Source organism: Acinetobacter sp. LipI_23, assembly GCF_058243045.1.
Map to the genome: position 1 here is coordinate 2,943,683 of NZ_JBZAYJ010000001.1, position 22,819 is coordinate 2,966,501.

24 protein-coding genes, 2 tRNA genes, 2 rRNA genes and 1 pseudogene are annotated in these 22,819 nt (G+C 43.7%); 16 read left to right on the forward strand and 13 right to left on the reverse strand.

What is annotated here, in order from left to right; translation table 11 throughout:
- Nucleotides 1-113 precede the first annotated feature (113 nt).
- The 4 genes from rsgA to secB all read left to right on the forward strand — a co-directional run bounded on the left by rsgA (nt 114) and on the right by secB (nt 2,428).
- A complete protein-coding gene (gene rsgA, locus AC4CVD_RS14445; RefSeq protein ID WP_004983468.1) occupies nt 114-1,172 on the forward strand; it encodes a ribosome small subunit-dependent GTPase A in 1,059 nt (352 codons plus the stop codon).
- A gap of 97 nt (nt 1,173-1,269) precedes the next feature.
- Nucleotides 1,270-1,677, forward strand: coding sequence for a rhodanese-like domain-containing protein (locus AC4CVD_RS14450; protein ID WP_004697633.1), 408 nt, complete (start codon nt 1,270-1,272; stop codon nt 1,675-1,677).
- Nucleotides 1,678-1,696: 19 nt separating this feature from the next.
- A complete protein-coding gene (gene grxC / locus AC4CVD_RS14455) occupies nt 1,697-1,951 on the forward strand; it encodes a glutaredoxin 3 (RefSeq protein ID WP_004697632.1) in 255 nt (84 codons plus the stop codon).
- Nucleotides 1,952-1,978: 27 nt separating this feature from the next.
- Nucleotides 1,979-2,428: a protein-export chaperone SecB gene (gene secB, locus AC4CVD_RS14460; RefSeq protein WP_004697631.1), complete on the forward strand. Its 450-nt coding sequence runs from the start codon at nt 1,979-1,981 to the stop codon at nt 2,426-2,428.
- 60 nt (nt 2,429-2,488) lie between these two features.
- Here the strand turns inward: secB and AC4CVD_RS14465 are convergent, their stop codons facing one another.
- Entirely contained in the window at nt 2,489-2,878 is a 390-nt protein-coding gene (locus AC4CVD_RS14465; protein ID WP_114837573.1) for a cytochrome b562, read from the reverse strand.
- 76 nt (nt 2,879-2,954) lie between these two features.
- Nucleotides 2,955-4,229, reverse strand: coding sequence for a bifunctional phosphopantothenoylcysteine decarboxylase/phosphopantothenate--cysteine ligase CoaBC (coaBC, locus tag AC4CVD_RS14470; RefSeq protein ID WP_094148278.1), 1,275 nt, complete (start codon nt 4,227-4,229; stop codon nt 2,955-2,957).
- Nucleotides 4,230-4,340: 111 nt separating this feature from the next.
- Here coaBC and radC point away from each other — a divergent pair, with 111 nt between their 5' ends.
- Together radC and AC4CVD_RS14480 are read left to right on the forward strand one after the other, a co-directional pair.
- A complete protein-coding gene (radC, locus tag AC4CVD_RS14475; protein WP_490753364.1) occupies nt 4,341-5,033 on the forward strand; it encodes a RadC family protein in 693 nt (230 codons plus the stop codon).
- A 75-nt stretch (nt 5,034-5,108) separates the two neighbouring features.
- Nucleotides 5,109-6,020 carry a bestrophin family protein gene (locus tag AC4CVD_RS14480; protein ID WP_004983451.1) on the forward strand — a complete coding sequence of 304 codons (912 nt, stop codon included), beginning with the start codon at nt 5,109-5,111 and terminating at the stop codon, nt 6,018-6,020.
- A gap of 67 nt (nt 6,021-6,087) precedes the next feature.
- Here AC4CVD_RS14480 and AC4CVD_RS14485 read toward each other — a convergent pair whose 3' ends face one another.
- Nucleotides 6,088-6,939, reverse strand: a complete 852-nt coding sequence (locus AC4CVD_RS14485; protein ID WP_490753365.1) for a PHP domain-containing protein — start codon at nt 6,937-6,939, stop codon at nt 6,088-6,090.
- Nucleotides 6,940-6,983: 44 nt separating this feature from the next.
- Here AC4CVD_RS14485 and AC4CVD_RS14490 point away from each other — a divergent pair, with 44 nt between their 5' ends.
- Genes AC4CVD_RS14490 through mnmC form a run of 4 tightly spaced genes read left to right on the forward strand, consistent with a single transcriptional unit; the run spans nt 6,984 to nt 10,382 of the window.
- A complete protein-coding gene (locus tag AC4CVD_RS14490; protein WP_078390224.1) occupies nt 6,984-7,598 on the forward strand; it encodes a septation protein IspZ in 615 nt (204 codons plus the stop codon).
- Nucleotides 7,599-7,627: 29 nt separating this feature from the next.
- On the forward strand, nt 7,628-7,930 hold the full coding sequence (locus AC4CVD_RS14495) for a YciI family protein (RefSeq protein WP_279678817.1): 303 nt from the start codon (nt 7,628-7,630) through the stop codon (nt 7,928-7,930).
- 4 nt (nt 7,931-7,934) lie between these two features.
- Complete coding sequence (locus AC4CVD_RS14500) at nt 7,935-8,438, forward strand: SH3 domain-containing protein (RefSeq protein WP_078390225.1); 504 nt, start codon at nt 7,935-7,937, stop codon at nt 8,436-8,438.
- Nucleotides 8,439-8,468: 30 nt separating this feature from the next.
- Nucleotides 8,469-10,382: a bifunctional tRNA (5-methylaminomethyl-2-thiouridine)(34)-methyltransferase MnmC2/FAD-dependent 5-carboxymethylaminomethyl-2-thiouridine(34) oxidoreductase MnmC1 gene (gene mnmC / locus AC4CVD_RS14505; protein WP_431189402.1), complete on the forward strand. Its 1,914-nt coding sequence runs from the start codon at nt 8,469-8,471 to the stop codon at nt 10,380-10,382.
- 99 nt (nt 10,383-10,481) lie between these two features.
- On the opposite strand, the gene AC4CVD_RS14510 is transcribed toward mnmC, so the two are convergent.
- Nucleotides 10,482-10,796, reverse strand: a complete 315-nt coding sequence (locus tag AC4CVD_RS14510) for a rhodanese-like domain-containing protein (RefSeq protein ID WP_004697620.1) — start codon at nt 10,794-10,796, stop codon at nt 10,482-10,484.
- A 91-nt stretch (nt 10,797-10,887) separates the two neighbouring features.
- Here AC4CVD_RS14510 and AC4CVD_RS14515 point away from each other — a divergent pair, with 91 nt between their 5' ends.
- The 3 genes from AC4CVD_RS14515 (at nt 10,888) to AC4CVD_RS14525 (ending at nt 12,540) form a co-directional block, all read left to right on the forward strand.
- Nucleotides 10,888-11,376: a YajQ family cyclic di-GMP-binding protein gene (locus AC4CVD_RS14515; protein ID WP_004697619.1), complete on the forward strand. Its 489-nt coding sequence runs from the start codon at nt 10,888-10,890 to the stop codon at nt 11,374-11,376.
- Between the two features lie 28 nt (nt 11,377-11,404).
- Nucleotides 11,405-11,905: a DUF4442 domain-containing protein gene (locus AC4CVD_RS14520; protein WP_490753366.1), complete on the forward strand. Its 501-nt coding sequence runs from the start codon at nt 11,405-11,407 to the stop codon at nt 11,903-11,905.
- A gap of 137 nt (nt 11,906-12,042) precedes the next feature.
- Nucleotides 12,043-12,540 carry a nuclear transport factor 2 family protein gene (locus AC4CVD_RS14525; RefSeq protein ID WP_078425652.1) on the forward strand — a complete coding sequence of 166 codons (498 nt, stop codon included), beginning with the start codon at nt 12,043-12,045 and terminating at the stop codon, nt 12,538-12,540.
- 73 nt (nt 12,541-12,613) lie between these two features.
- Here AC4CVD_RS14525 and AC4CVD_RS14530 read toward each other — a convergent pair whose 3' ends face one another.
- Genes AC4CVD_RS14530 through AC4CVD_RS14540 form a run of 3 tightly spaced genes read right to left on the reverse strand, consistent with a single transcriptional unit; the run spans nt 12,614 to nt 14,382 of the window.
- A complete protein-coding gene (locus AC4CVD_RS14530) occupies nt 12,614-13,036 on the reverse strand; it encodes an acyl-CoA thioesterase (RefSeq protein ID WP_004697616.1) in 423 nt (140 codons plus the stop codon).
- 17 nt (nt 13,037-13,053) lie between these two features.
- Nucleotides 13,054-13,485: a thioredoxin TrxC gene (gene trxC / locus AC4CVD_RS14535; protein ID WP_201952554.1), complete on the reverse strand. Its 432-nt coding sequence runs from the start codon at nt 13,483-13,485 to the stop codon at nt 13,054-13,056.
- Nucleotides 13,486-14,382 carry an alpha/beta hydrolase gene (locus AC4CVD_RS14540; RefSeq protein ID WP_010327559.1) on the reverse strand — a complete coding sequence of 299 codons (897 nt, stop codon included), beginning with the start codon at nt 14,380-14,382 and terminating at the stop codon, nt 13,486-13,488. It abuts the gene before it with no gap.
- Between the two features lie 124 nt (nt 14,383-14,506).
- Here AC4CVD_RS14540 and AC4CVD_RS14545 point away from each other — a divergent pair, with 124 nt between their 5' ends.
- The 3 genes from AC4CVD_RS14545 (at nt 14,507) to AC4CVD_RS14555 (ending at nt 16,866) form a co-directional block, all read left to right on the forward strand.
- Nucleotides 14,507-14,842 (forward strand): protein tyrosine phosphatase family protein, encoded by a 336-nt coding sequence (locus AC4CVD_RS14545; RefSeq protein ID WP_125274947.1) that lies wholly within the window; start codon nt 14,507-14,509, stop codon nt 14,840-14,842.
- Nucleotides 14,835-15,260 (forward strand): protein tyrosine phosphatase family protein, encoded by a 426-nt coding sequence (locus AC4CVD_RS14550; protein ID WP_490753367.1) that lies wholly within the window; start codon nt 14,835-14,837, stop codon nt 15,258-15,260. The genes AC4CVD_RS14545 and AC4CVD_RS14550 overlap by 8 nt, the downstream gene beginning before the upstream one ends.
- A 208-nt stretch (nt 15,261-15,468) precedes the next feature.
- Nucleotides 15,469-16,866, forward strand: a complete 1,398-nt coding sequence (locus AC4CVD_RS14555) for a dihydrolipoyl dehydrogenase (RefSeq protein ID WP_171355089.1) — start codon at nt 15,469-15,471, stop codon at nt 16,864-16,866.
- 173 nt (nt 16,867-17,039) lie between these two features.
- On the opposite strand, the gene AC4CVD_RS14560 is transcribed toward AC4CVD_RS14555, so the two are convergent.
- From AC4CVD_RS14560 to AC4CVD_RS14585, 6 genes and pseudogenes are all read right to left on the reverse strand, one after another.
- On the reverse strand, nt 17,040-17,990 hold the full coding sequence (locus AC4CVD_RS14560; RefSeq protein WP_006582413.1) for an IS481 family transposase: 951 nt from the start codon (nt 17,988-17,990) through the stop codon (nt 17,040-17,042).
- Between the two features lie 74 nt (nt 17,991-18,064).
- Nucleotides 18,065-18,830: pseudogene (locus tag AC4CVD_RS14565) on the reverse strand (IS5-like element ISAba31 family transposase).
- Between the two features lie 140 nt (nt 18,831-18,970).
- Nucleotides 18,971-19,085, reverse strand: a 5S ribosomal RNA gene (rrf, locus tag AC4CVD_RS14570).
- Nucleotides 19,086-19,260: 175 nt separating this feature from the next.
- Nucleotides 19,261-22,154: ribosomal RNA gene (locus AC4CVD_RS14575) — 23S ribosomal RNA — on the reverse strand.
- 395 nt (nt 22,155-22,549) lie between these two features.
- Nucleotides 22,550-22,625 (reverse strand) — tRNA-Ala (locus AC4CVD_RS14580).
- A gap of 68 nt (nt 22,626-22,693) precedes the next feature.
- A tRNA-Ile gene (locus tag AC4CVD_RS14585) sits at nt 22,694-22,770 on the reverse strand.
- Nucleotides 22,771-22,819: the final 49 nt, after the last annotated feature.

Below are 22,819 nucleotides of genomic sequence, written 5' to 3' on the forward strand. Positions count from 1 at the left end.
CTTATTCGGCTTAAAAACGATGATAGTAGCAAATTAATTGCTTCGATGCTGTAACTGATACCCTGCTTCGTGCTATTTTTGCCATCTTGAATTCATGGTTTTTTAGGATATGAATGGCTTTAATTCGTAAACGTCGTTTAACTGAACAGCAACAACGCCGCATTCAGAAACAACAGCAAACACGTCAAGAAGATATCGACACTTCAAATGACTTAGAAGGCTTGGTGGTACAACACTACGGCCGTCAGCTTGAAGTGCAAGCCCTTACGACTCCAGATCCACATCCCATCAAACCGACAGTACAAGCAGGTGAACCTGAACCGTTTTGGAAACCGATTGAACTGGGCAGCATTTGGCGCTGTCACACACGCACCAACCTCGAACTACTGGTCACAGGTGATCGTGTCAAATGGCAAGCCGACCCAAATACAGGACTCGGGATCATCAATGCCATACAGCCACGTCAGTCACTACTGACTCGTCCAGACCGTTATCACAAAGTGAAGCCTGTCGCGGCCAATATCAGCCTGATTGTGATTGTATTTGCGCCACTGCCTGAGCCAGCACCAGGTCTGATTGACCGTTATTTGGTGGCCTGTGCCGATGCCAATATTCCAGCACTTTTGGTGCTGAATAAAACTGATTTGCTCAAAGACAATGACCCGATTTTAGCGTTGATTGCGGAATATCAAGCCTTAGGCTATGAAGTGATGCAAACCCAAGCCGATGGTGACTTAACGGCACTGACCCAGCGTTTAAAAAATGAAACTGTCGCTTTTGTTGGCCAGTCTGGTGTTGGTAAAAGCACTTTAATTAATGCCATCGTGCCTGATGCTGCGCAGAAAACCAATGTGATTTCTGAAAACTCAGCCTTAGGGCAGCACACCACGACCTCTACCCGTTTGATTGGTTTTGGCGAAGGCGCTTCACTGATTGACTCACCAGGAATTCGTGAGTTTGGTTTATGGCACTTAGATGCGGACAAAGTGCAACGTGGTTTTCCTGAAATTGAAAACTTGTTGGGCTACTGTCAGTTCCGTAACTGCACCCATAAACATGAAAAACAATGTGCTTTACGCTTAGCTGCGGCAAATGGTGAAATTTTAACGCGCCGTTTAGACAGCTATTTACGTCTGATTGATGAAATTGCTGAAGCTCAGCAAAAAAATTAATTTTTATTCAACCTTAGCCCTTGAAGCGGTGATTTTGATCACCATATTTTATGAGCTATACTCTCTAGCAATTTTTGAATTGTAATTTAGGTGACTTGTGGAACGTTGGTTCGAGTTTATGGGGAATCACCCCTTCTTATTTGGAACACTTGCGGTATTGGTTGTTTTGTTTTTCGTACTTGAAGGACAACGCAATGGTCGCAAAATTTCACCACAATCTTTAGGTATTTTAGTGAAAGCTAAAAATGCCATGTTGATTGACTTACGTGATGCCAAAGATTTCCGTGAAGGTCATATCAGTGGAAGTCGCAACATTCCCTACAGCCAAATTACAAAACATGCTGAAGAGTTAAAAGCTGCAGATCGTCCACTCGTCTTCATCTGTAATTTAGGCCAAGTGGCAGGTACTGCTTTACAACAAGTTGCACATACTGACAGCTATCGTTTAGATGGCGGGATTAGCAACTGGAAGGCTCAAGGCTTACCACTGGTTAAAGCTAAATAATTTGCACAAGGAGAAACTCATGGCTCAAGTCACTATTTACTCAACGACTGTATGTCCATATTGCGTTCGCGCAAAGCAGCTCCTTGAGCGTAAAGGCGTTGAATATAAAGAAATTAATTTATCTAAAGAAGCGCCAGAAGTCCGCATTGAATTGATGCAACGCACCAATCACCGTACGGTTCCACAAATTTTTATTGATGACCAATTTATTGGTGGTTTTGATCAGCTTTATGCTTTAGAGCGTGAAGGCAAACTCGACCAACTATTGGCATAATTAGCTCAGCATATTAAGGATTAGAAAATGAGTGAAGCTCAACCACAACTTGCTTTAGAACGTATTTACACAAAAGATATTTCTTTTGAAGTTCCTGGGGCGCAAGTTTTTACCAAAGAATGGCAACCAGAGTTGAACATCAACTTGTCATCTTCTGCTGAAAAAGTTGATCCAACTCACTATGAAGTTTCACTTAAAGTGGTTGTACAAGCAAACAATGCAGGCGACACGGCGTTTATTGTCGATGTTACTCAAGCGGGTATTTTCCTTGTAGATGGTGTTGAAGAAGAACGTCTTCCTTACATCTTAGGTGCATATTGCCCGAACATCTTGTTCCCGTTCCTTCGTGAAGCGGTGAATGATATGGTTACTAAAGGCAGTTTCCCACAATTGTTACTCACACCAATTAACTTTGATGCTGAGTTCGAAGCAAATATGCAGCGTGCTCAAGCAGCTGCTGTTGAAGGTCAAGCTTAAAACTTTAAGCCCTTCAAACATAAAAAAGACCGCTTTTGCGGTCTTTTTTATTGTACTGAATTATTTAAATGCTTTATGGCCTTGCTGCTTAATAGCCTCAAACTTGGTTGAACTTTGTTTGGCTTCCGCAAGTTTCCCAGCATGTACCAAATGTTGAGCATGTTCAATTTCTTGGGTTAATGCATCAAACTTTTGTTCATATTGTTTCACTTTAACACTGTCTTTTGGTTGTTTCACCAAACTGTCAGGTTTGTTTTGCTTGGCAGTTGCCGCAGCTTTTTGCATTTCAGTTAATGCGGTATTCGCCTCTGTGGCAGTCTTGGCTTGAGCAAAAGCTTTTGAATTCTTCGCCAAAGATTTCATCGCACCTTCTAGCACTTCCGACGCTTGTGCAAGTCCTGCCAAACATAAACCACTGCTCAACAGCACAACCTTTAATAATGTTTTCATTCTTATTCCTATGAGTTTGCAAAAAAATGCAGCCTAAGGCTGCATTGAATATCGCAAAAATGAAGACCGATGTAAATTAAAAATCATCATCACTTTCAGGGTCTCGATGTAAAGCATCATGAATCGCTTCAACCAACTGCAAAGCAATTTCTTGTTTCGACGCTTTTTCCAAATCGCGCTTTTCCATTTTATAGCTTTCTGCAAAAAAGACCGTCATCGCATTTTCATCAGAAGCAAAACCAATATCAGGACGTGACACATCATTACAGGCAATCATATCGAGCTTTTTCGCCACCAATTTACCTGCGGCATATTCCTCGACATTGCGTGTTTCTGCTGCAAAACCCACCATGAATGGGCGTTTATCTTGCTGTGCAATGGTCGCCACAATATCAGGGTTTTTGATTAAAGAAACATTGAGCTCGTCCCCTGCTTTCTTAATCTTATGCTCTGCAACTTCTGCGACACGATAATCAGCAACAGCGGCTGTCGCGATAAACACATCACAGCCTTCATCTAACATTTGCATGCTGGTATCCAGCATTTTCATGGCAGATGAAACATTGATTCGGCGTACACCGTTCGGTGTGTCTAAGCTGACAGGACCTGCAATTAAAGTCACTTTGGCTCCTGCCGCATAACATGCAGCAGCAATGGCAAAGCCCATTTTCCCAGTACTGTGGTTGGAAATATAACGCACAGGATCAATCGCTTCACGCGTTGGCCCGGCAGTAATGGTTACTTTTTTACCCGCCAACATCCCAAATTTTTCAGCCATGGCACGCTGCGCTTTATGGAAGTATTCTGTCACTTGATGTGCCAAATCCTCAGGCTCAGGCATACGGCCTAACCCGACATCACCACAAGCTTGCGCACCCGCATCTGGCATGATTACATGCACGCCATCTTCCACCAAAGTCGCTAAATTACGCTGCGTCGCTTTTGCTGCCCACATTTGTTGGTTCATGGCTGGTGCGACCCATACAGGGGCTTTGGTGGCTAAATATAAAGTAGAAAGCAGGTCATCGGCTAAACCCGCAGCAAACTTTGCAATGGTGTTGCAACTGGCAGGCGCAACCAAGAGTAAGTCTGCCCAACGTGCTAGCTCAATATGCCCCATGCCCGCTTCGGCTTCAGGGTTGAGAAGTTCTGTATGGACGGGGTTGCCCGACAAAGCTTGAAAAGTTAGCGGCGTAATAAAAGCCTGTGCACCTTCGGTCATCACCACACGGACTTGAAAACCCGCATCTTTTAAACGGCGGACCAAAATGGCACTTTTATAGGCAGCAATACCGCCCGTAACAGCTAAAAGGATATTTTTATTTGGAATTACACTGAGATCAAAGCTCACGAACAGGCTACCTTTCTGTTGCAGTGGCGCTCACAATAGCATTAAATAGTCTCGTACCCAATCATCGATTGGGCCCTGTTTCTCAGATTAAGAATAAAAAAGTATAAAATAATGCACTTATCCATAAAAAAATGGCCCGAACAAGAGCGGCCACGTGAACGCTTATTACAACAAGGACCAGCCAGCCTCTCCGATGCAGAACTGCTGGCTATTTTCATCCGCTCGGGTTCAACACAACATTCTGCAGTCGAATTGGCACGTCTTTTGTTGCAACATTTTGGTAGTCTGAATGCGGTTTTTGATGCTGAACTGCCCGAGCTCAGCCAATTTCACGGTATTGGCCCGACCAAGTATTCACAATTAATGGCCGTCAAAGAATTGGGGCGACGCTACAGTAGCCAGCAGCTCAAGCAACACAAGTTGGAACTCAATCATTCAGCTCAACTACTCAAATTTTTACAGTATGAGTTTTCAGGCGAAAACCAAGAAGTCTTTGCGGTGCTCTGCTTGGATGCACATTTAAGAAAAATAAACTTTAAAAAATTGTTCTTTGGTGCAGTAAATTCTTGTGAAATATCGATCAATCAATTGCTACGTTACTGTATTGCTCAACACGCTACCTTTATCGTGATTGCACATAATCATCCGCTTGGAAAAGCTCAACCCTCCACGGCGGACATCGAACTGACCGAGCGCATTCTTCAAGCCAGTCAGCTCGTGGATATTCAAGTGATTGATCATTTCATTTTATCACCCGAAGGTGCTTTTTCTTTTGCTGAACACGGCCTGATCCAACCCGTTTAAATATGCAGACAAATGATTGACAAATACCGCGACAAATATGAAGATCAAGCAAAATTTTAAAAGAATTCTAATCACATGATTGTGCGTGATCAGCCAAGTATTTTTAAGGTGCTTTTTTCATGGCGTGGCACCATTCTTCCCAAAGTTTTACCCCCTTTGGGTGTGGTCATGTTGGTCTCTGCCATTATTGGCATTTTGTCCTATGTCGGCTATTTCCACTTCCCTGAACTGCCCTTGGTCGGCTTCACTCTCATTGGGGTGGTACTTTCCATTTTCCTCGGCTTTAAAAATAGTGCCTGCTATGACCGTTGGTGGGAAGCACGGAAGCTATGGGGTATTTTAATTGCCAATTCACGTCACTTTGACCGTGACTGTCGTATCTTGACCCAAGGTCGTCGTGAACGTGTGATTCAACATGTGATTGTCTTTGCCAATGTCTTGCGTGACCGTTTACGCCATCAAACAGCCAATCCTACGGAACTGGTGGAAACCAGTGGCCTAAGTCAAAATGCACTGACTCAGCTGTATCAACAAGCCAATGCCCCACAGTATACACTCAGTCTGATTCAGTGGGAGTTGATGCAGGCATTAAAAGAAGGTGAAATTAGTGACATTGTCTATGCGCAGCTGAATCAGCACGTTGCTGACTTGAGTGTGGTGCAAACTGGTTGTGACCGTATTGCGACAACGCCGCTACCTTTTGCCTACTCAGTACTACTCAATCGTACGGTGTATTTTTTCTGTCTCATTTTACCGTTTAGCTTAGGTTCAACCTTGGGTATTTTTACCCCACTCTTGGTTGGTGTATTGGCCTATACTTTCTTAGGACTCGATGCTTTGAGTTCGGAAATTGAAGAACCTTTCGGAACGCAAAGTAATGACTTACCGCTGGACTCGATGGTACGTACCATCGAAATTGAACTGCTTGGGACTTTAGGTAAACCTACCCCACCACCCATTCAAGCACAAGACAATAACTTACTTTAATCGGGCTCATGCTTACCTTCTCTTAGGCTACATAGCTCATAGAGAAGGTGGGAATGACCTGTACTCGTTAGATAAAACTTTCCCAAATCCCCACTTGCCCGTCTTTGACTCTGGGAATATTGCCCAACTTAATCCACGGCATATTGTCACCATGAAAGTCACTCCCGATCGATACTTTTAAACCATGCTCGGCAATAATCCGATCCACCATTTGACGGGTAGATGTCGGTTCGACATTGGGCGGCAATTCAACCGCATCCCCACCAAACTGCGCAAATATTTCAATCAGATAACGAATGTTCGTAGCAGATAAGTCATAACGTGTCGGATGCGCCAATACTGCAAAACCACCACTGGCATGAATCACTTGAATGGTTTCTTCTAAGCCCAGCCCATCAAATTTCACGTAGGCTTTCTTACCTTCCTTAATATATTTATCAAACGCTTGTTGCGCACGACTCACATACTTTTTTTCAACCAAGGTCTTGGCAATATGCGTTCGAGTCACACGGTCAGGCATCTGTTCAACTTTCGCCAAAACATCGAGATAAATATCTTCACCAATCAGTGGAATCAACAAATCACAGATTTGCTTAGCCCGTCGCGCACGGATTTGTTTTTGCTGTTCAAGGCATTTTTGCAGTGGTTCTAAGTCTTGCATATTCAATGCAACCACATGTACACCATAGTTTTTCTGGGTTGAGGGTCTCGACCACTGACTCGAAATTTCTACCCCCGAAATAATACGCATCGCATGCGACTTTGCAGCCGACTCTGCCAACGCAAGACCATCCATGGTGTCATGGTCTGTCAAAGCCAAGGTGTGGATGCCTTTTTCCGCGGCAGCATCAACCAATTGCTTCGGTGTGAAAGTACCATCAGAAATATTGCTGTGAGTATGTAAATCTACGCCTTCCATCACTTATACTAGCTATTTATTTGAACAGATTTAGATACTCTAACATGAAAGCACTTTTAGACTTTGTGCCGCTGATAATTTTCTTTTATTTATATAAAACTGTAGATCCTAAAAATACTGATCACCCATTGCTCCAATTGATTGGTTCTGCTGGGGGTGTCGATAATAATAATATTCTTGTAGCGACCACAGGTTTGATTATTTCGATGCTAGTAGTTTACGGCGCACTGTTCTTCATGCAAAAGTTCCGTTTAGACAAACAACAGTGGATTGTGTTGTTTATGACGGTTATTTTCGGCGGTGTCACCTTAATGCTGTCGGATGACTTTTACATCAAACTCAAAGCGGCCTTACTGAATATTATTTTCTCAGGCGCTTTCTTACTTTCTCCTTATTTTGGCAAAGAACGCAAACCGCTGATCAAACGCTTGTTCGGCCCAATCTTCAATTTATCCGACTCGGGTTGGATAAATTTAAACTTTGCATGGGCTGCTATGTTTGCCCTCATGTCTTTTTTACACGTATTTTTCGCATTTTTATTTATGGACGGAAAATATTGGGGAGAATTCACGGCTTTTGGTGACATGATCGTGATGTTTTCCTTTATCATTATTCAGTTTATTGTATTGCGTAAATACTTTAAATCTTCTGAAGAGTAATTTAGCCAGAATATACATCGAGAACTCTTATGCCGCTATTCGTCGTCACATGTACCGATCAAGAAGGTACAGTCGAAAAACGTCTTGCTACACGTCCAGAACATCTTGCTCGTTTACAAAAGCTCAATGATGAAGGTCGTTTAATTGTTGCAGGAGCGATGCCGAAAGATCCAAGCAATCCGCAAGCAGGCTTTTACGGCAGTACAATCATTGTTGACTTTGACTCCCGTGAAACACTCGATGTCTGGTTACAGGAAGAGCCATTCTTAAAAGCAGGGGTTTATCGTCAGATTGATGTTAAACCATTTAATAAAGCATTCCCTCAAGGATAAGGTCATGCGCGTTGTTGTCACAAGCTTATTGGGCTTATCTCTTCTTTCTTCTATGGCGTGGGCCGTTGAAACCGCTCCTGCCCCAAGTGTAGCCCCTGCTGTACCAGCAACGACTGCCGCACCTGTTCAAGTGCAAGGCAGTACGACTCAACCGAAAATCATTCCTGCGGTGGCCACAGTTAGCCCAACAGGTCAACCGCAAGAAGCCAAACCACTCACCGCTGAACAACTGGCAAAGAACAAAGCATTGCAAGATGCCAAAGTCAAAGCATTGGTCAAAGACCAAGCTTCACGTCTTGCACAATTGGAAAAAGCCAATCTCGATGCTTTGGCGCAAAACCAAGAGCTTCAACTCAAAAATGATAGCCTCGGTGTACAAGTTCAGGTCTTACAAAGCGAACGTAGTGCGCAAATGTTCCTCTACGGTGCGGCAACCATCGCTGTTGGTGTATTACTGGGTTTCTTAATTGCCAGTTACGTTTATACCAAACGTCGTCGTCAGTGGTAAGCTAAGCCCTATTGAAAACAATAGGGTGCTGTGGTTGTGTCGCGTGCAATTCAAACTGCCGATTTAGAGTGGCAACAGATTGATGGCATAGATGTGCCAGTCTCAAAACAATTTGGCGATGTCTATTTTTCCAAAGACAATGGCCTACTCGAAACTCGCCATGTGTTTTTAAATGGCAATGATTTACCTGAGCGTCTGTCCAATCTTCAGCCCTTTGAATATTTTAGTGTTGGTGAAACAGGCTTTGGCACAGGGCTCAACATCTTGGCGCTTTGGCAACTTTGGCAACAGGTTCGCCCAAATAACCACAGCCACCTTCATGCCATTTCAGTTGAAAAATTTCCGCTGTCTAAAACGGATCTGATACGTGCACTCAATGTCTGGCCTGACCTCAAACCGATCGCCGATCAACTGATCGCACAGTACCCGCACCCAATTGCGGGTTGTCATCGCCTGAACTTCCCTGAGGAACGTTTTAGCCTTGACCTTTGGTTAGGCGATGCCCACGATGTTTTCCCAAGCATGGTAAAAACCAGTAGCGTTAACGCATGGTTCCTCGATGGTTTTGCGCCTGCCTGTAACCCAGACATATGGGAAGAGCAAGTACTGAATCACATCGTTCGCTTATCTGGTATTGGAACGACATTTTCTTCATTTAGTGTCGCAGGCGTGCTCAAACGTGGTTTAACACAGCATGGTATTTCTATTTCACGTCCGCGTGGCTATAAGCATAAACGCGAAATGCTCAAAGCCATCTGGTTATCTGCTGAGCCTGAAAATACATCAGATGCTGTAGATACCCAATCAGTATTGAATCAAAATCAACCTGATCAAGTAGCATACACTTTTAAACAACGCCAAATTGCTATCATTGGCGCAGGGATTGCAGGTTTAAGTAGTGCATGGGCCTTTGCTGAGCGTGGGCACCAAGTCACGCTCTACGACCAATCTGAGCCACTTGCAGGAGGTTCAGGCAACCCGCTGGCCTTACTCAACCCCAAACTTTGTCCGATTGAACAAAGTCATGAACATTTAATGACCTTGGCTTGGCAACATGCTTTACAGCACTATCCCAAGTTTCAGGCTTTTCGCCCCATTCAAGTACATCAACTGGCGCTGAAAAAAGCCGAAGACTTACTCGATCTCGAACAACAATACCCTGCGGATCTTTTAACAGCCGAAACCGCTTCTGATTCTGCGTTAATTACTGAATATCCAAGTCTAAATTTAACTGAAGCCGGCGCTGTATCACCACATCAGCTCAAAGATCAAATCTTAGCGCATCCGCTCATTCAGTTCGTACAAGCCAACATTACTCAAATCCATCCAGAGCACAATGAACTTTTCAATGCACAAGCCCAATCTCTAGGTCAGTTTGATCATGTCATTGTGTGTTGTGCACGCCAGACGGCTGCTTTCTTTGAGCAATATCCTGTGCTGAAGCCCATTCGCGGACAAGTCAGTTGGGTGGAGAATACTGCACAACCTTTGGCCCTCGATCAAGCCTATAGCTATGGCGGCTACTGTATGCAGCTTGATGCTCAACAGTTCATTTTAGGTGCATCCTTCCATCCCAATCGGGACGACAGCGATGTTTTGCTTGAAGACCATGTGCGTAACTACGAGCTTATCCACAGTGTCTTTCCAGATTATGCACAATCGCTTCCTGATGTGAGGACTTGGCAAGGCCGTGCATCCGTTCGCGCGCAAAGTTTGGACTATTTTCCAGTCCTTGGAAAAATGTCTGAACAGACTGAAATTTATAGCTTTGCTGGCTTGGGTTCTAAAGGCTTTTTGTTTGCCCCTTTATGTAGTGAAATTTTAGCGGCACAGATACTAAAAGAGGCCTGCCCTGTTCCTGAGTCATTGCTACAAAAGCTCAGTCCGACCCGATTCCAGAAAAAGCTCAAAGCTAAAAAGCCTTATTTTAAAGCGCAGTCTTAGTTCTGCTTATGACTCAAGAGCAGCGAATGGCGTTATAGAGAAAAAATCACATTTCCAAGACATTAAAAAAGCGCCTTACGGCGCTTTTTTTGCTTCTGCTTAATTACTTTGTTCTAAGGCTAAACCAGCATCACGAGCAGCACGGGTACCCCCCATTAAAATCACATACTCACGCTCACTGTCAAAACCTTCGAGTAACTCTGCAGCACGTGGCGCTTTACTACCGCCACCACATAAAATGTAAATCGGTTGATCCGTCGACACTTGAGTAAGGCTTTGTGCTGAAAGTTCTGTGATTGGCTGATTAATCGCCCCTTTCACGTGTGCTTCAGCATAAGCACTTGAATCGCGTACATCCCAGATGATCGCATCCTCTGGGAACTCAAATGTTGTAATTTCTTGTTTACGGATCATTGCGCACTCCTTTGATGTAAACAACACTTGGCAAATGAAGAAAACATCCCTAGCATCTCAGATATTCTTTCCATTTGTAAAGGTTTAATCCATGCCATCTTTTGATATTGTTTCAGAATTAGAAATTTTTGAAGTAAATCATGCCGTTCAGAACACCCAAAAGGAAATCGCAACCCGTTTCGACTTCCGTGGTCAGGATGTTTCGATTGAACTCAATGAAAAAAACAAAGAAATCAAAATCTCAACTGAAAGTGATTTCCAGTGTGAACAAGTGTATACCATGTTAGAGAACCATTTCTTTAAGCGTAAAGTCGATATTCAAGCGCTTGATCCACAAAAAATGACTGCTTCAGGTAAAAATGTACTTCAAGTGGTGAAATTAAAAGACGGACTTGACTCAGATACCGCAAAAAAAATTAACAAGGCCATTAAAGAAAGCGGCATTAAAGTGCAATCTTCAATTCAAGGCGACAAAATTCGTGTGACTGATAAAAAGCGCGATACATTACAGCAAGTAATGACCTTTTTAAAAGAACAACAATTTGGTCTGCCTTTACAGTTCAATAACTTTAAAGACTAATACTCTTGTTTGATCATTTGAGGTAACTATGCCAAAGGCCAATCGCTTATCAAAACTTGTAAAAACCACGTCACGCTTGCCGAAAGCGTTGCGTACGCGATTATGGAGTCAAGCTTTTGGTCGCATAGTTCTCATGGTCGGCAGTGCCAATATTCGTTATTTGCAAGTCAGTCACAGCGAAGTCGTAGTCAAAATCGAAAATCACCGTGCCATGCAAAACCATATTGGTCAGCTGCATGCCTGTGCCATGGCCTTAATTGCTGAAACGGCAACAGGTTTTGTAACAGGGATGAATGTGCCTGATCATTGCATCGTTCTGATTAAAAGCATGCACGTTGACTTTAAACGTCCAAGTAAAGGTGCCATGACAGCGACAGCCACCTTAACACCAGAACAGCAGCAGTTGATGCAAACCACCGCCAGAGGTGAAACTTTAGTTTCTGTGACAGTGATGGATGAATCGGGTGAAGCACCTGTTCAATGTGAAATGTTATGGGCATGGCTCGACAAAGCATCATTAAAAAAGTAAAAATGTAAATATAACTTACTGTTTAGTAAGTATAAAATTTACAACATTACGCTAAAGCTGCGACTAAAATTTACTATATCTTTACTTCGACTCAGCTCAAAATCATGCTACATAACATGAATATTTGAGCTGACTTAATGAAAAAAAGACTAATTTTAGCGACTGCCTTATTTTCTTTAGGGCTGGTGGCCTGCCAACAGCACAATCCCGCCAATACATTGGTTTCAACAACGCCGAATGACTATTCGACCCCTGCCCTGACCGAACAAAATAAAAAAATTGTAGTGGACTTCTATGAAGGGGTTTTTAGCAAACATCAGGTTCAAACCTATTCTGACCGCTATATTGGTACACAATACATTCAACATAATCCCTATGTGGCAGACGGCAAAGCACCTTTTGTAAACTACTTCACCCAGTACTTTAAAGAACATCCAGATGCAAAAAACACCATCAAGCGTGTCGTAGCCGAAGGTGATTTGGTGGTGCTCCATGTACATTCCACTCAAAATGCACAAGATCGTGGTGAGGCCGTTGTCGATATTTTCCGCGTCGAACAAGGCAAAATTGTAGAACATTGGGATGTGATACAAAGCATTCCCGCGGAGTCCGCCAACCGCAATACTATGTTTTAATCCATCGGACTGCATGGAATAGCAAAAAAAACCAGTGATTACACTGGCTTTTTTTTGCAGACCAACTCAAGCTTTAGTTGGATTGGCTCGCCAAAAACTTTTCTTTAACATCCGCTGGAATCTGACGCTTATTGCCTTTGACATCAACTGCAACAAAGGTAAATACACCTTCAGTCACACGTACAGGCGGACGTGAACTGTCATGGCTATCCCACACTTCAATTTCCATCTGAATAGACGTATTGCCCACTTTTAACAGTTTGGTATAACAACTGATGACATCGCCGACTTTCACTGGAACTAAGAACGTCATCTGATTAATTGAAATAGTTGCACAGCGTCCCTTACTAAAACGCTCTGCGTGAATTGCACCCGCCAAATCCATTTGTGACACAATCCAACCACCAAAAACATCTCCACTCCAGTTGGTATCGGCTGGCATTGCAATTGTCTGAAGAGACAACATCCCTTCTGGTTTCACATGAATCTCTGACACGTTGACTCCAATTTTCGTTATGACTGGGCTTGCAACTGTTGATCTAACCATTGTTGCAATTGTGGCGCACGGAGCGCGCCGCTTATTCTAGCAATTTCAGTAGTTTTATTCATTAAAACTAAGGTTGGAATACTTCGCACATTAAAGGCACTACTTAATCGTGGAGATTCTTCGGTATTAATTTTGGCAAAAATCACTTGTGGATTTTGTTTCGCCACTTCAGCAAAGTGCGGAGCCATCATTTTACATGGACCACACCACTCTGCCCATAAATCAATAAATACAGGCAAATCGCTATGGCTAATGAACTGGCTAAAATTCTGCTCATTCAATTCAATCGGTGCCGCAGGTAAAAGCGCTGCGTGGCATTGACCACAACTCGGATTAGCATTCAGCTTCTCTTCAGGGACACGATTTTTTGCCATACAGGTCGGACAGACGATAATCATTTAGTTGACTCCAATATGTTGATGTAAGAATTCTAATTGGGTCGAAATGGCTTTTTCAAACCAACTGGCATGATAAATATCAAAATGCTGCATCTCCCATTCATGATATTGAACAAAAGGGGCAATATTGGTAGCTGCTTCACGACTGGATTCAATCGGAATTAAACTATCATGCTTGGCGGCAATGAAAAGTACAGGAATATTAATTTGTCTGACATTTTGAATCGGACGATAACGAATTAAATTAAAAAATAATCGGGCAGGTATCTCACCACTCCAATAATAATCAGGATTAATAATCGAACGATAACCCAAATACGCATCTTGCGTCGGTAAAAAACATAACTCTCGTGGATTAACCACAGGTAAAGTGGTCGGGGACATCCCCACTTTCCCCCCCATATAATCTTGGCTGGACAGCTTTAACGCTTTCGGGAGTTGCTGTAACGGGTAAAGCTTGGCACTTTCAGCACCATCGACAAAAGGCACTTGCGCCATCACCGCCTGAACATTTTTGAACTCTGCAGCAATATCGAGTACATATCCACCGCTGAGTGCCGTCCCCCACAGCACGATCCGTCGACTATCGATCGACTTACGTTCTTTGAGGTGGTTAATCATGGTGCGCCAGTCTTCGAGCTGCTTTTTAATCGACACCAGCTCTCTTGGGCGCCCCGTACTCCCGCCCCAATAACGGTAGTCAAATAACACGACTGCATAACCCGCTTGTGCAAAACGCTGCGCAAATTGGATTAGTTTGAATTGGCGCAGCCCAGCCAAGCCATGGGCCATCACAATCACTGCTGGTTTTTCTTCGGTTTTCGGACGATAAAAATCCGCAGCAATGACCTCTTGGCCACTTTTGACATATAGTGGTTCAACGGTATAGGCGTGCATACCTGCTCCATTGCGTTATTTTATGGTTGTAATCGCTTATAAATATTTCAACAGCATAGGCTGAACTTTCAGCTTAATGCTATCATAAAGCATATCTCGATTAGTTTAATTTTGGAGTGACAGCATGAGCGAAAATGTAGGCTTTGCAGGTCAAATTGGCCCAGAACATTTGGTTCAAGTGGTTGAAAAAGGGTTTAAATCTGTGATCAATAACCGCCCAGATATGGAAGGTGGCGCAGAACAACCGACCAGCGCTCAAATTGAAGAAGCAGCACGTGTTGCAGGCCTCGATTATGTCTATCAACCTGTGGTTGCAGGGCAAATCACAGAAATGGATGTACGCACTTTTGCCAATCATTTCAATGAGCTACCAAAACCTGTTTTAATGTTCTGCCGTACAGGCAATCGCTCAAACAACTTATACCAACTGGCGAAGCAAATGGACCTGTTAGATGACTAAACGGTTGTTTAAAAGTGTCATCTGCACTGCTCTTATTTTAACGAGCAGTGCATTGTGGGCGGCAACGAATAACCTGAGTCAAGCACTCAGCCCACAGCTCAGCGTTTCAGGGGAAATGACCCAAGACAAGTTTCAACAATTGATGAAACAAGGTTTTAAGTCGGTCATTGTCAACCGACCAGATCAAGAACAAGGCAATACCATTCGCGTTGATCAACTGCGTAATATTGCGGAACAGTCCAAAGTCAGCGTAATTTACCAACCGGTTACCAGCAGTAAAATTTCTGAAACAGACGTGGTCGAATTTGCTAAATATTATAATGAATTGCCCAAGCCTATTTTAATGGTCTGTAAGAGTGGTGCACGCTCTAGTCTGCTGTTCAATCAGGCAAAACAACGAGGATTACTCCATGAATAAACTGTTGCTGCTTGTAGTCTGCTGTACCTTAATGACAGCATGTAGCTCAATGAATGTCCGTCCTACCGTTGGGGTAAGCGTTGGCACTAGCTTATAAGTCAAATGAAAGTGAAGACGGCATCTAGTGCCGTTTTTTACAAAATATAATCATCTACAGCCCTGAATATGTTAACTATAGAGTATGTCTCGCTTAGATAAACGTTTGCTTATGTATGATCTGATTATTATTGGGGCTGGAACTGCGGGTATCGCAGCCTACCAGCAAGCCGTGAAGTCCACACAAAATCTATTAATCATTAATGATGGGCCATGGGACACCACTTGTGCACGTGTTGGCTGTATGCCATCAAAAGTCCTGATTTCTACAGCAAATCGCATGCACGATATACAACATGCGGATCGTGTCGGATTGCAAGTAGAGTCAAAAATAGACCGCAGTCAGGTCATGCAACACGTACAAAAACTCCGTGATCGCTTTACTCATAGTACCCTTAAAACCGTAGAGAGCTGGCCTGAGTCTCATAAAATACAGGGCCGTGCTCGCTTTGTCGATGAAAAAACGGTCGAAGTTAATGGGCAACACTACCAAGCCAAAAGCTTTATTTTAGCTGTAGGCTCCACACCTAGCTTTGACCCAGCATGGAAGAATGAACTCGGTGATCGGCTCATCACCTCCGATCAAATCTTTGAATTAAATGCTTTACCCAATTCTTTAGCGGTCGTTGGTAGTGGTGTCATCGCGATTGAACTTGCCCAAGCCATGCAACGACTTGGGGTCAAGACCACCGTGTTTGCACGCAGCCGTAAAGTCGGTGTTCTCACCAGTCCGAAATTACAGCTGTTGGCACAAACAGAAATTAGCACCGAACTTGAGATCAACTTCGAAGTTTTACCCACAGAGGTTAAGTATATAAATAATCAAGTTGAACTTAGGTTTACTGAAAATGGTCAGTCTAAAACACTCAACGTTGATTACTTACTGGTTGCCACAGGACGAAGTAGTCTTTTAAATACCCTTAAACTCGAAAATATCGATACCTCATTCACGGACTTAAAACATTTACCTGTTGATTCTGAGACCAAACAACTTGCAGACTACCCGATTTTTATCATTGGCGATGCATATACTGATACTCCACTACAACATGAAGCCGCACACGAAGGTAAAGTTTCGGTAAAAAATGCATTGAACTTTCCCACTATAGAATCATGCAAAACTCTAACGCCTTTAGGCATCGTGTTTAGTAGTCCGGAAATGGCAATGGTTGGACAAAACTTTAAGCAACTACAAAGTGCACCTATCAATTTTGTCATCGGCGAAGTCTCTTATGTCAAACAAGGACGTGCATTAGTTTTAGGTAAAAACCATGGGGCCATCGAGGTTTATGTGGATAAAAGCAGCCGTAAGCTACTAGGTGCTGAATTACTCACAGACTCTACTGAACATTTGGCCCATTTACTGGCGTGGATGATTTCAGAAAAACTGACCGTCGATGAAATTTTGGAAAAACCATTTTATCACCCAACTATTGAAGAAGGTTTAAGAACAGCATTAAAGCATGCACGCCGACAGCTAGATACGATACCTAAACTGCGAAATTCATGATGCATGTTCTTTTAATAAGATTTTCTGTGTGCAATTAAATGATTTCATCAAATAAGATATAAAAGCCAGCAAATGCTGGCTTTTTACTATTTAGGCCCTTATAGATAGCTTATTTCCAGCTCTTTTCATCTAATTCTCTTCTTTCCCACTTAATAATTCTTTATTTATATTATTTAGGTGTTTAGTCCCGGCATTTGATGGATCGGATCAATTTTAAAAAGTTCAGGTTCATCTGTCCACTGTTTGCAGATGAATTCGTAGGGAGTCAGGCCCCTGAGTGTTTTGAGTCTGCGGCCGAAGTTGTATGCAGCAATAAAATCAGCAAGGTGAATGCATAGCTGAGTGTGATCGTCGTAATGGAACCGTTTGACAGTAGCTTCTTTAATCGTTCGGTTCATCCTCTCGACCTGTCCATTGGTCCATGGATGCTTAACCTTGGTAAGACGATGTTCAATGCCACATTCAGTACAAACCCGATCAAAGATGTGCTCAGAGGCGTAGCGATCACAGGTGCGGTTCGTGAACTGGATGCCGTTATCTGTTAGCACCGTATGGATTCTATAGGGCACAGCCTTAACCAGATTGCGCATGAACTCCGCGGCTGCCATCTTACTGGCTTTAGTATGCAATTCAGTGAACGCAAACTTGGAAGTGCGATCAATGGCAACGAAGAGATAAAGCTTACCCTGTGCTGTTTGCATCTCAGCGATGTCGATATGAAAGTAACCAATGGGGTAGCTCTTGAAGCGCTTCCTGACAGGGCGATCACCTTGTACCTCAGGCAGTCGTGAAATACCATGCCGCTGTAAGCAGCGGTGTAACGACGAGCGTGTCAGATAAGGAATACTCGGCTGCAATGCATAAAGGCAATCGTCTAGCGGCAACAAAGTGCGTTTTCGAAAAGCAACAATTGCCGCCTCATCTTCAGGCGATAACACGCTTGAGCGAGGATTCTTTGGGCCGGTTGTAAGATCATCTACTGAAGTACGTTTCTTCCATTTTGCGACGGTCTTTTGATTGATGCCGTAACGCTTGGCTAGCGTTCTTAAGCTCTCTTGACTATTTTGTATTGCTCGACGCACTGCCTGTGTCGTTGTGGCGCTGCTGTGTAGAACTTGTCCCATAGTGCTTCCTTCCATTTATCTGAGAATATTGCACCATTAAAATCTGGGACTAAACATTTAGGGTCTGTTGACATTTACTGTTCATAATTAACCCTATAAAGGTAGCCATAAAAATATACAGGCTAAAGCAACAGAACTTTGATAATTTCTTTTGAGCTTGTCATATCGAGTAGCTATTCCTCTAAATTGCTTTAATCTACAAAACATATTTTCAACTAAATGCCTGATTTTATATAAATACCAGTCCATATGGTCATTGTTCGATTGGCTATTTGTTTTCTTTGGTATATTCGCTTTAGTCCCTGTTTTCCTGATCTGTTCACGCAGTGGTTCTGAATCATAGCCTTTATCTGCACATACCACTTTTGTCTCTTTTAAATCTAATGTTGATATTAAATCAGGTGCAACTTTAACATCATGTGTGGTTCCATCGGTAATCATGAAATCAATAGGATTGCCATGTGCATCAACAATCAAATGTATTTTTGAGGAGTTTCCTCCTACACTTTTAGAAATAGATTGATTCGCTATGCCGGCAGAATGTTGATGAGCACGTACATGAGAGCCATCAATAAAAATCCACTCCATATCGGGGCATGAGGCTAGTAATTTGAATAATCTAAGTAACTTACCGCTGCTTGACCAACGATTAAAACGTTTGAAAATAGAGTTTGAATGACCAAAACAACAAGGAATATCTCGCCACGGACAGCCTGTTCTAATTCTATAGAGAATAGCTTCAATAAAATTGCGTAAATTTGAGTTGTGGTGAATGGATAAATTACGCAGAATAACTTTCAACTTTTGCCAGTGTTGATCTGTCAGCATGGTACGAGGCATAGCGAATAGTAAAATTGGGTTTGGCGATTTGATTTTACTACTTCGCTATTTTTTTAAGCTAAAAGTGTCAACACACCCTAATATATTCAGCATAAAAAAATCCCCCTCTGCTTTAAGCGGAGGGGGATTTAGAATTAATGAGCTGGCGATGACTTACTCTCACATGGATAACTCCACACTACCATCAGCGCTAAGAGGTTTCACTTCTGAGTTCGGGAAGGGATCAGGTGGTTCACTCTTGCTATTGTCGCCAGCACAACTGTTTATGACTATTCGTTGGGTCTAACCTCAGAGCAGTGCTCTTCGTGCCTAACTTTCATCAAATGAGTTATTAACAGGTATATTTGAGTTGGATATTTTATCTAGCTTTATAACTAAATCAAGTTGTTTGCAGTGATTTGAACCACAACACCAACTGTTTGGGTGTTGTATAGTCAAGCCTCACGAGCAATTAGTATTGGTCAGCTTCACATATCACTATGCTTCCACATCCAACCTATCAACGTCGTAGTCTTCAACGGCTCTTTAGAGGACATAAAGTCCTAGGGAAATCTTATCTTGAGGTAGGCTTCCCGCTTAGATGCTTTCAGCGGTTATCCCTTCCGAACATAGCTACCCGGCGATGCGACTGGCGTCACAACCGGTACACCAGAGGTTCGTCCACTCTGGTCCTCTCGTACTAGGAGCAGATCCTCTCAAATTTCCAACGCCCACGGTAGATAGGGACCGAACTGTCTCACGACGTTCTAAACCCAGCTCGCGTACCTCTTTAAATGGCGAACAGCCATACCCTTGGGACCTGCTTCAGCCCCAGGATGAGATGAGCCGACATCGAGGTGCCAAACACCGCCGTCGATATGAACTCTTGGGCGGTATCAGCCTGTTATCCCCAGAGTACCTTTTATCCGTTGAGCGATGGCCCTTCCATACAGAACCACCGGATCACTAAGACCTACTTTCGTACCTGCTCGACTTGTGGGTCTCGCAGTTAAGCGCGCTTTTGCCTTTATACTCTACGCGTGATTTCCGACCACGCTGAGCGCACCTTCGTACTCCTCCGTTACTCTTTAGGAGGAGACCGCCCCAGTCAAACTACCCACCAGACATGGTCCTCGTCCCGGATAACGGGACAGAGTTAGAACCTCAATATTACCAGGGTGGTATTTCAAGATTGGCTCCACCGAAACTAGCGTCTCGGTTTCAAAGCCTCCCACCTATCCTACACAAGTAAGATCAAAGTTCAATGTCAAGCTGCAGTAAAGGTTCACGGGGTCTTTCCGTCTAGCCGCGGGTACACCGCATCTTCACGGCGAATTCGATTTCACTGAGTCTCTGCTGGAGACAGCGCCCCCATCATTATGCCATTCGTGCAGGTCGGAACTTACCCGACAAGGAATTTCGCTACCTTAGGACCGTTATAGTTACGGCCGCCGTTTACTGGGGCTTCGATCAAGAGCTTCGCTTACGCTAACCCCATCAATTAACCTTCCAGCACCGGGCAGGCATCACACCCTATACGTCCACTTTCGTGTTTGCAGAGTGCTATGTTTTTAATAAACAGTTGCAGGGGCCTGGTTTCTGTGGCTGCCAATAGCTCAAGGAGTAAATCCTATCACCGTCGGCAGCGTACCTTCTCCCGAAGTTACGGTACCATTTTGCCTAGTTCCTTCAGCAGAGTTCTCTCAAGCGCTTTGGTCTACTCGACCTGACCACCTGTGTCGGTTTCGGGTACGATTCCTATGTAACTGAAGCTTAGAGACTTTTCCTGGAAGCATGGTATCAGCCACTTCACTGTACAAGTACAGCTTGCTATCAGTTCTCAGCATACAGTACCCCGGATTTGCCTAAGATACATGCCTACAACCTTCCACCTGGACAACCAACGCCAGGCTGACTTAACCTTCTCCGTCCTCTCATCGCATTACATAGAAGTATTGGAATATTAACCAATTTCCCATCGACTACGCCTCTCGGCCTCGCCTTAGGGGTCGACTCACCCAGCCCCGATTAACGTTGGACTGGAACCCTTGGTCTTTCAGCGTGCGAGTTTTTCACTCGCATTGTCGTTACTCACGTCAGCATTCGCACTTCTGATACCTCCAGCATACTTCTCAATACACCTTCATCGGCTTACAGAACGCTCCCCTACCACTTGCAATAAATTGCAAATCCGCAGCTTCGGCATATAGTTTTAGCCCCGTTACATCTTCCGCGCAGGCCGACTCGACTAGTGAGCTATTACGCTTTCTTTAAAGGGTGGCTGCTTCTAAGCCAACCTCCTAGCTGTCTATGCCTTCCCACATCGTTTCCCACTTAACTATAATTTTGGGGCCTTAGCTGGCGGTCTGGATTGTTTTCCTCTTGACTACGGACGTTAGCACCCGCAGTCTGTCTCCCGGATAGTACTCATTGGTATTCGGAGTTTGCATCGGTTTGGTAAGTCGGGATGACCCCCTAGCCGAAACAGTGCTCTACCCCCAATGGTATTCGTCCGAGGCGCTACCTAAATAGCTTTCGGGGAGAACCAGCTATCACCGAGTTTGATTAGCCTTTCACCCCTATCCACAAGTCATCCCCTGGCTTTTCAACGACAGTGGGTTCGGTCCTCCAGTTAGTGTTACCCAACCTTCAACCTGCTCATGGATAGATCACCCGGTTTCGGGTCTACACCCAGCAACTAAACGCCCTATTAAGACTCGATTTCTCTACGGCTCCCCTATGCGGTTAACCTCGCTACTGAATGTAAGTCGCTGACCCATTATACAAAAGGTACGCAGTCACCGAACATGTCGGCTCCCACTGCTTGTATGCATGCGGTTTCAGGATCTATTTCACTCCCCTCACAGGGGTTCTTTTCGCCTTTCCCTCACGGTACTGGTTCACTATCGGTCAGTCAGGAGTATTTAGCCTTGGAGGATGGTCCCCCCATATTCAGACAAGGTTTCACGTGCCCCGCCCTACTCGACATCATCATATCAGCCCTTTCGTGTACAGGACTATCACCCACTATGGTTGCACTTCCCAGAGCATTCCACTAAAACTGATATGACTTAATGGGCTTTTCCCCGTTCGCTCGCCGCTACTGAGGGAATCTCAATTGATTTCTTTTCCTAAGGGTACTGAGATGTTTCACTTCCCCTCGTTCGCCTCGTATGACTATGTATTCATCATACGATACCTGCCTTATGACAGGTGGGTTTCCCCATTCAGAAATCTCCGGATCACAGGATATTTGCCGCCTCCCCGGAGCTTATCGCAGGCTATTACGTCTTTCATCGCCTCTGACTGCCAAGGCATCCACCACATGCACTTAATTACTTGACTATACAACCCCAAACAGTCGTTAATCCCTACAAGTAGGATTAAGACAGTCTATGATGATTTCTCATCACTTCCTTACAGTTTGTTGTTCTGTGTACTTAAACACTGTACAGCTTCAATTCAATTCACATACCAAAACGCTTGATTCAGTTAATTTCGCTAGTAACTCATTTCTTCAATCTTCATCAATCAGTAATAAATCACTGTTAATGTCGATCTTAAAAACGAGTATGAACAAATTATTTCAACTCAAATATATTCTGTTAATGATTTTTCCAGCCTTCGTCAGGTCAGGAAACTGTGATAAATCACAGAAGTTAATAAAATGTAAACCAATGTCTACCTCTTACTAATTTCTATAATCTAACTACTTAGCTTATATATTGAAGAACAATATATGGTGGAGACTAGGAGAGTCGAACTCCTGACCTCCTGCGTGCAAAGCAGGCGCTCTACCAACTAAGCTAAGTCCCCAGCTTATCAATAAGTCAATGTTTCTGTTTTTCTGTATTCAGCATTTAATAATGCTTGTTAGTCAGATTTGGTGGGTCTGACAAGACTTGAACTTGTGACCCCACGCTTATCAAGCGTGTGCTCTAACCAACTGAGCTACAGACCCTCAGATACATCGTCATGAAGAACAACTTGTTGTGGATTCTTACCAATCG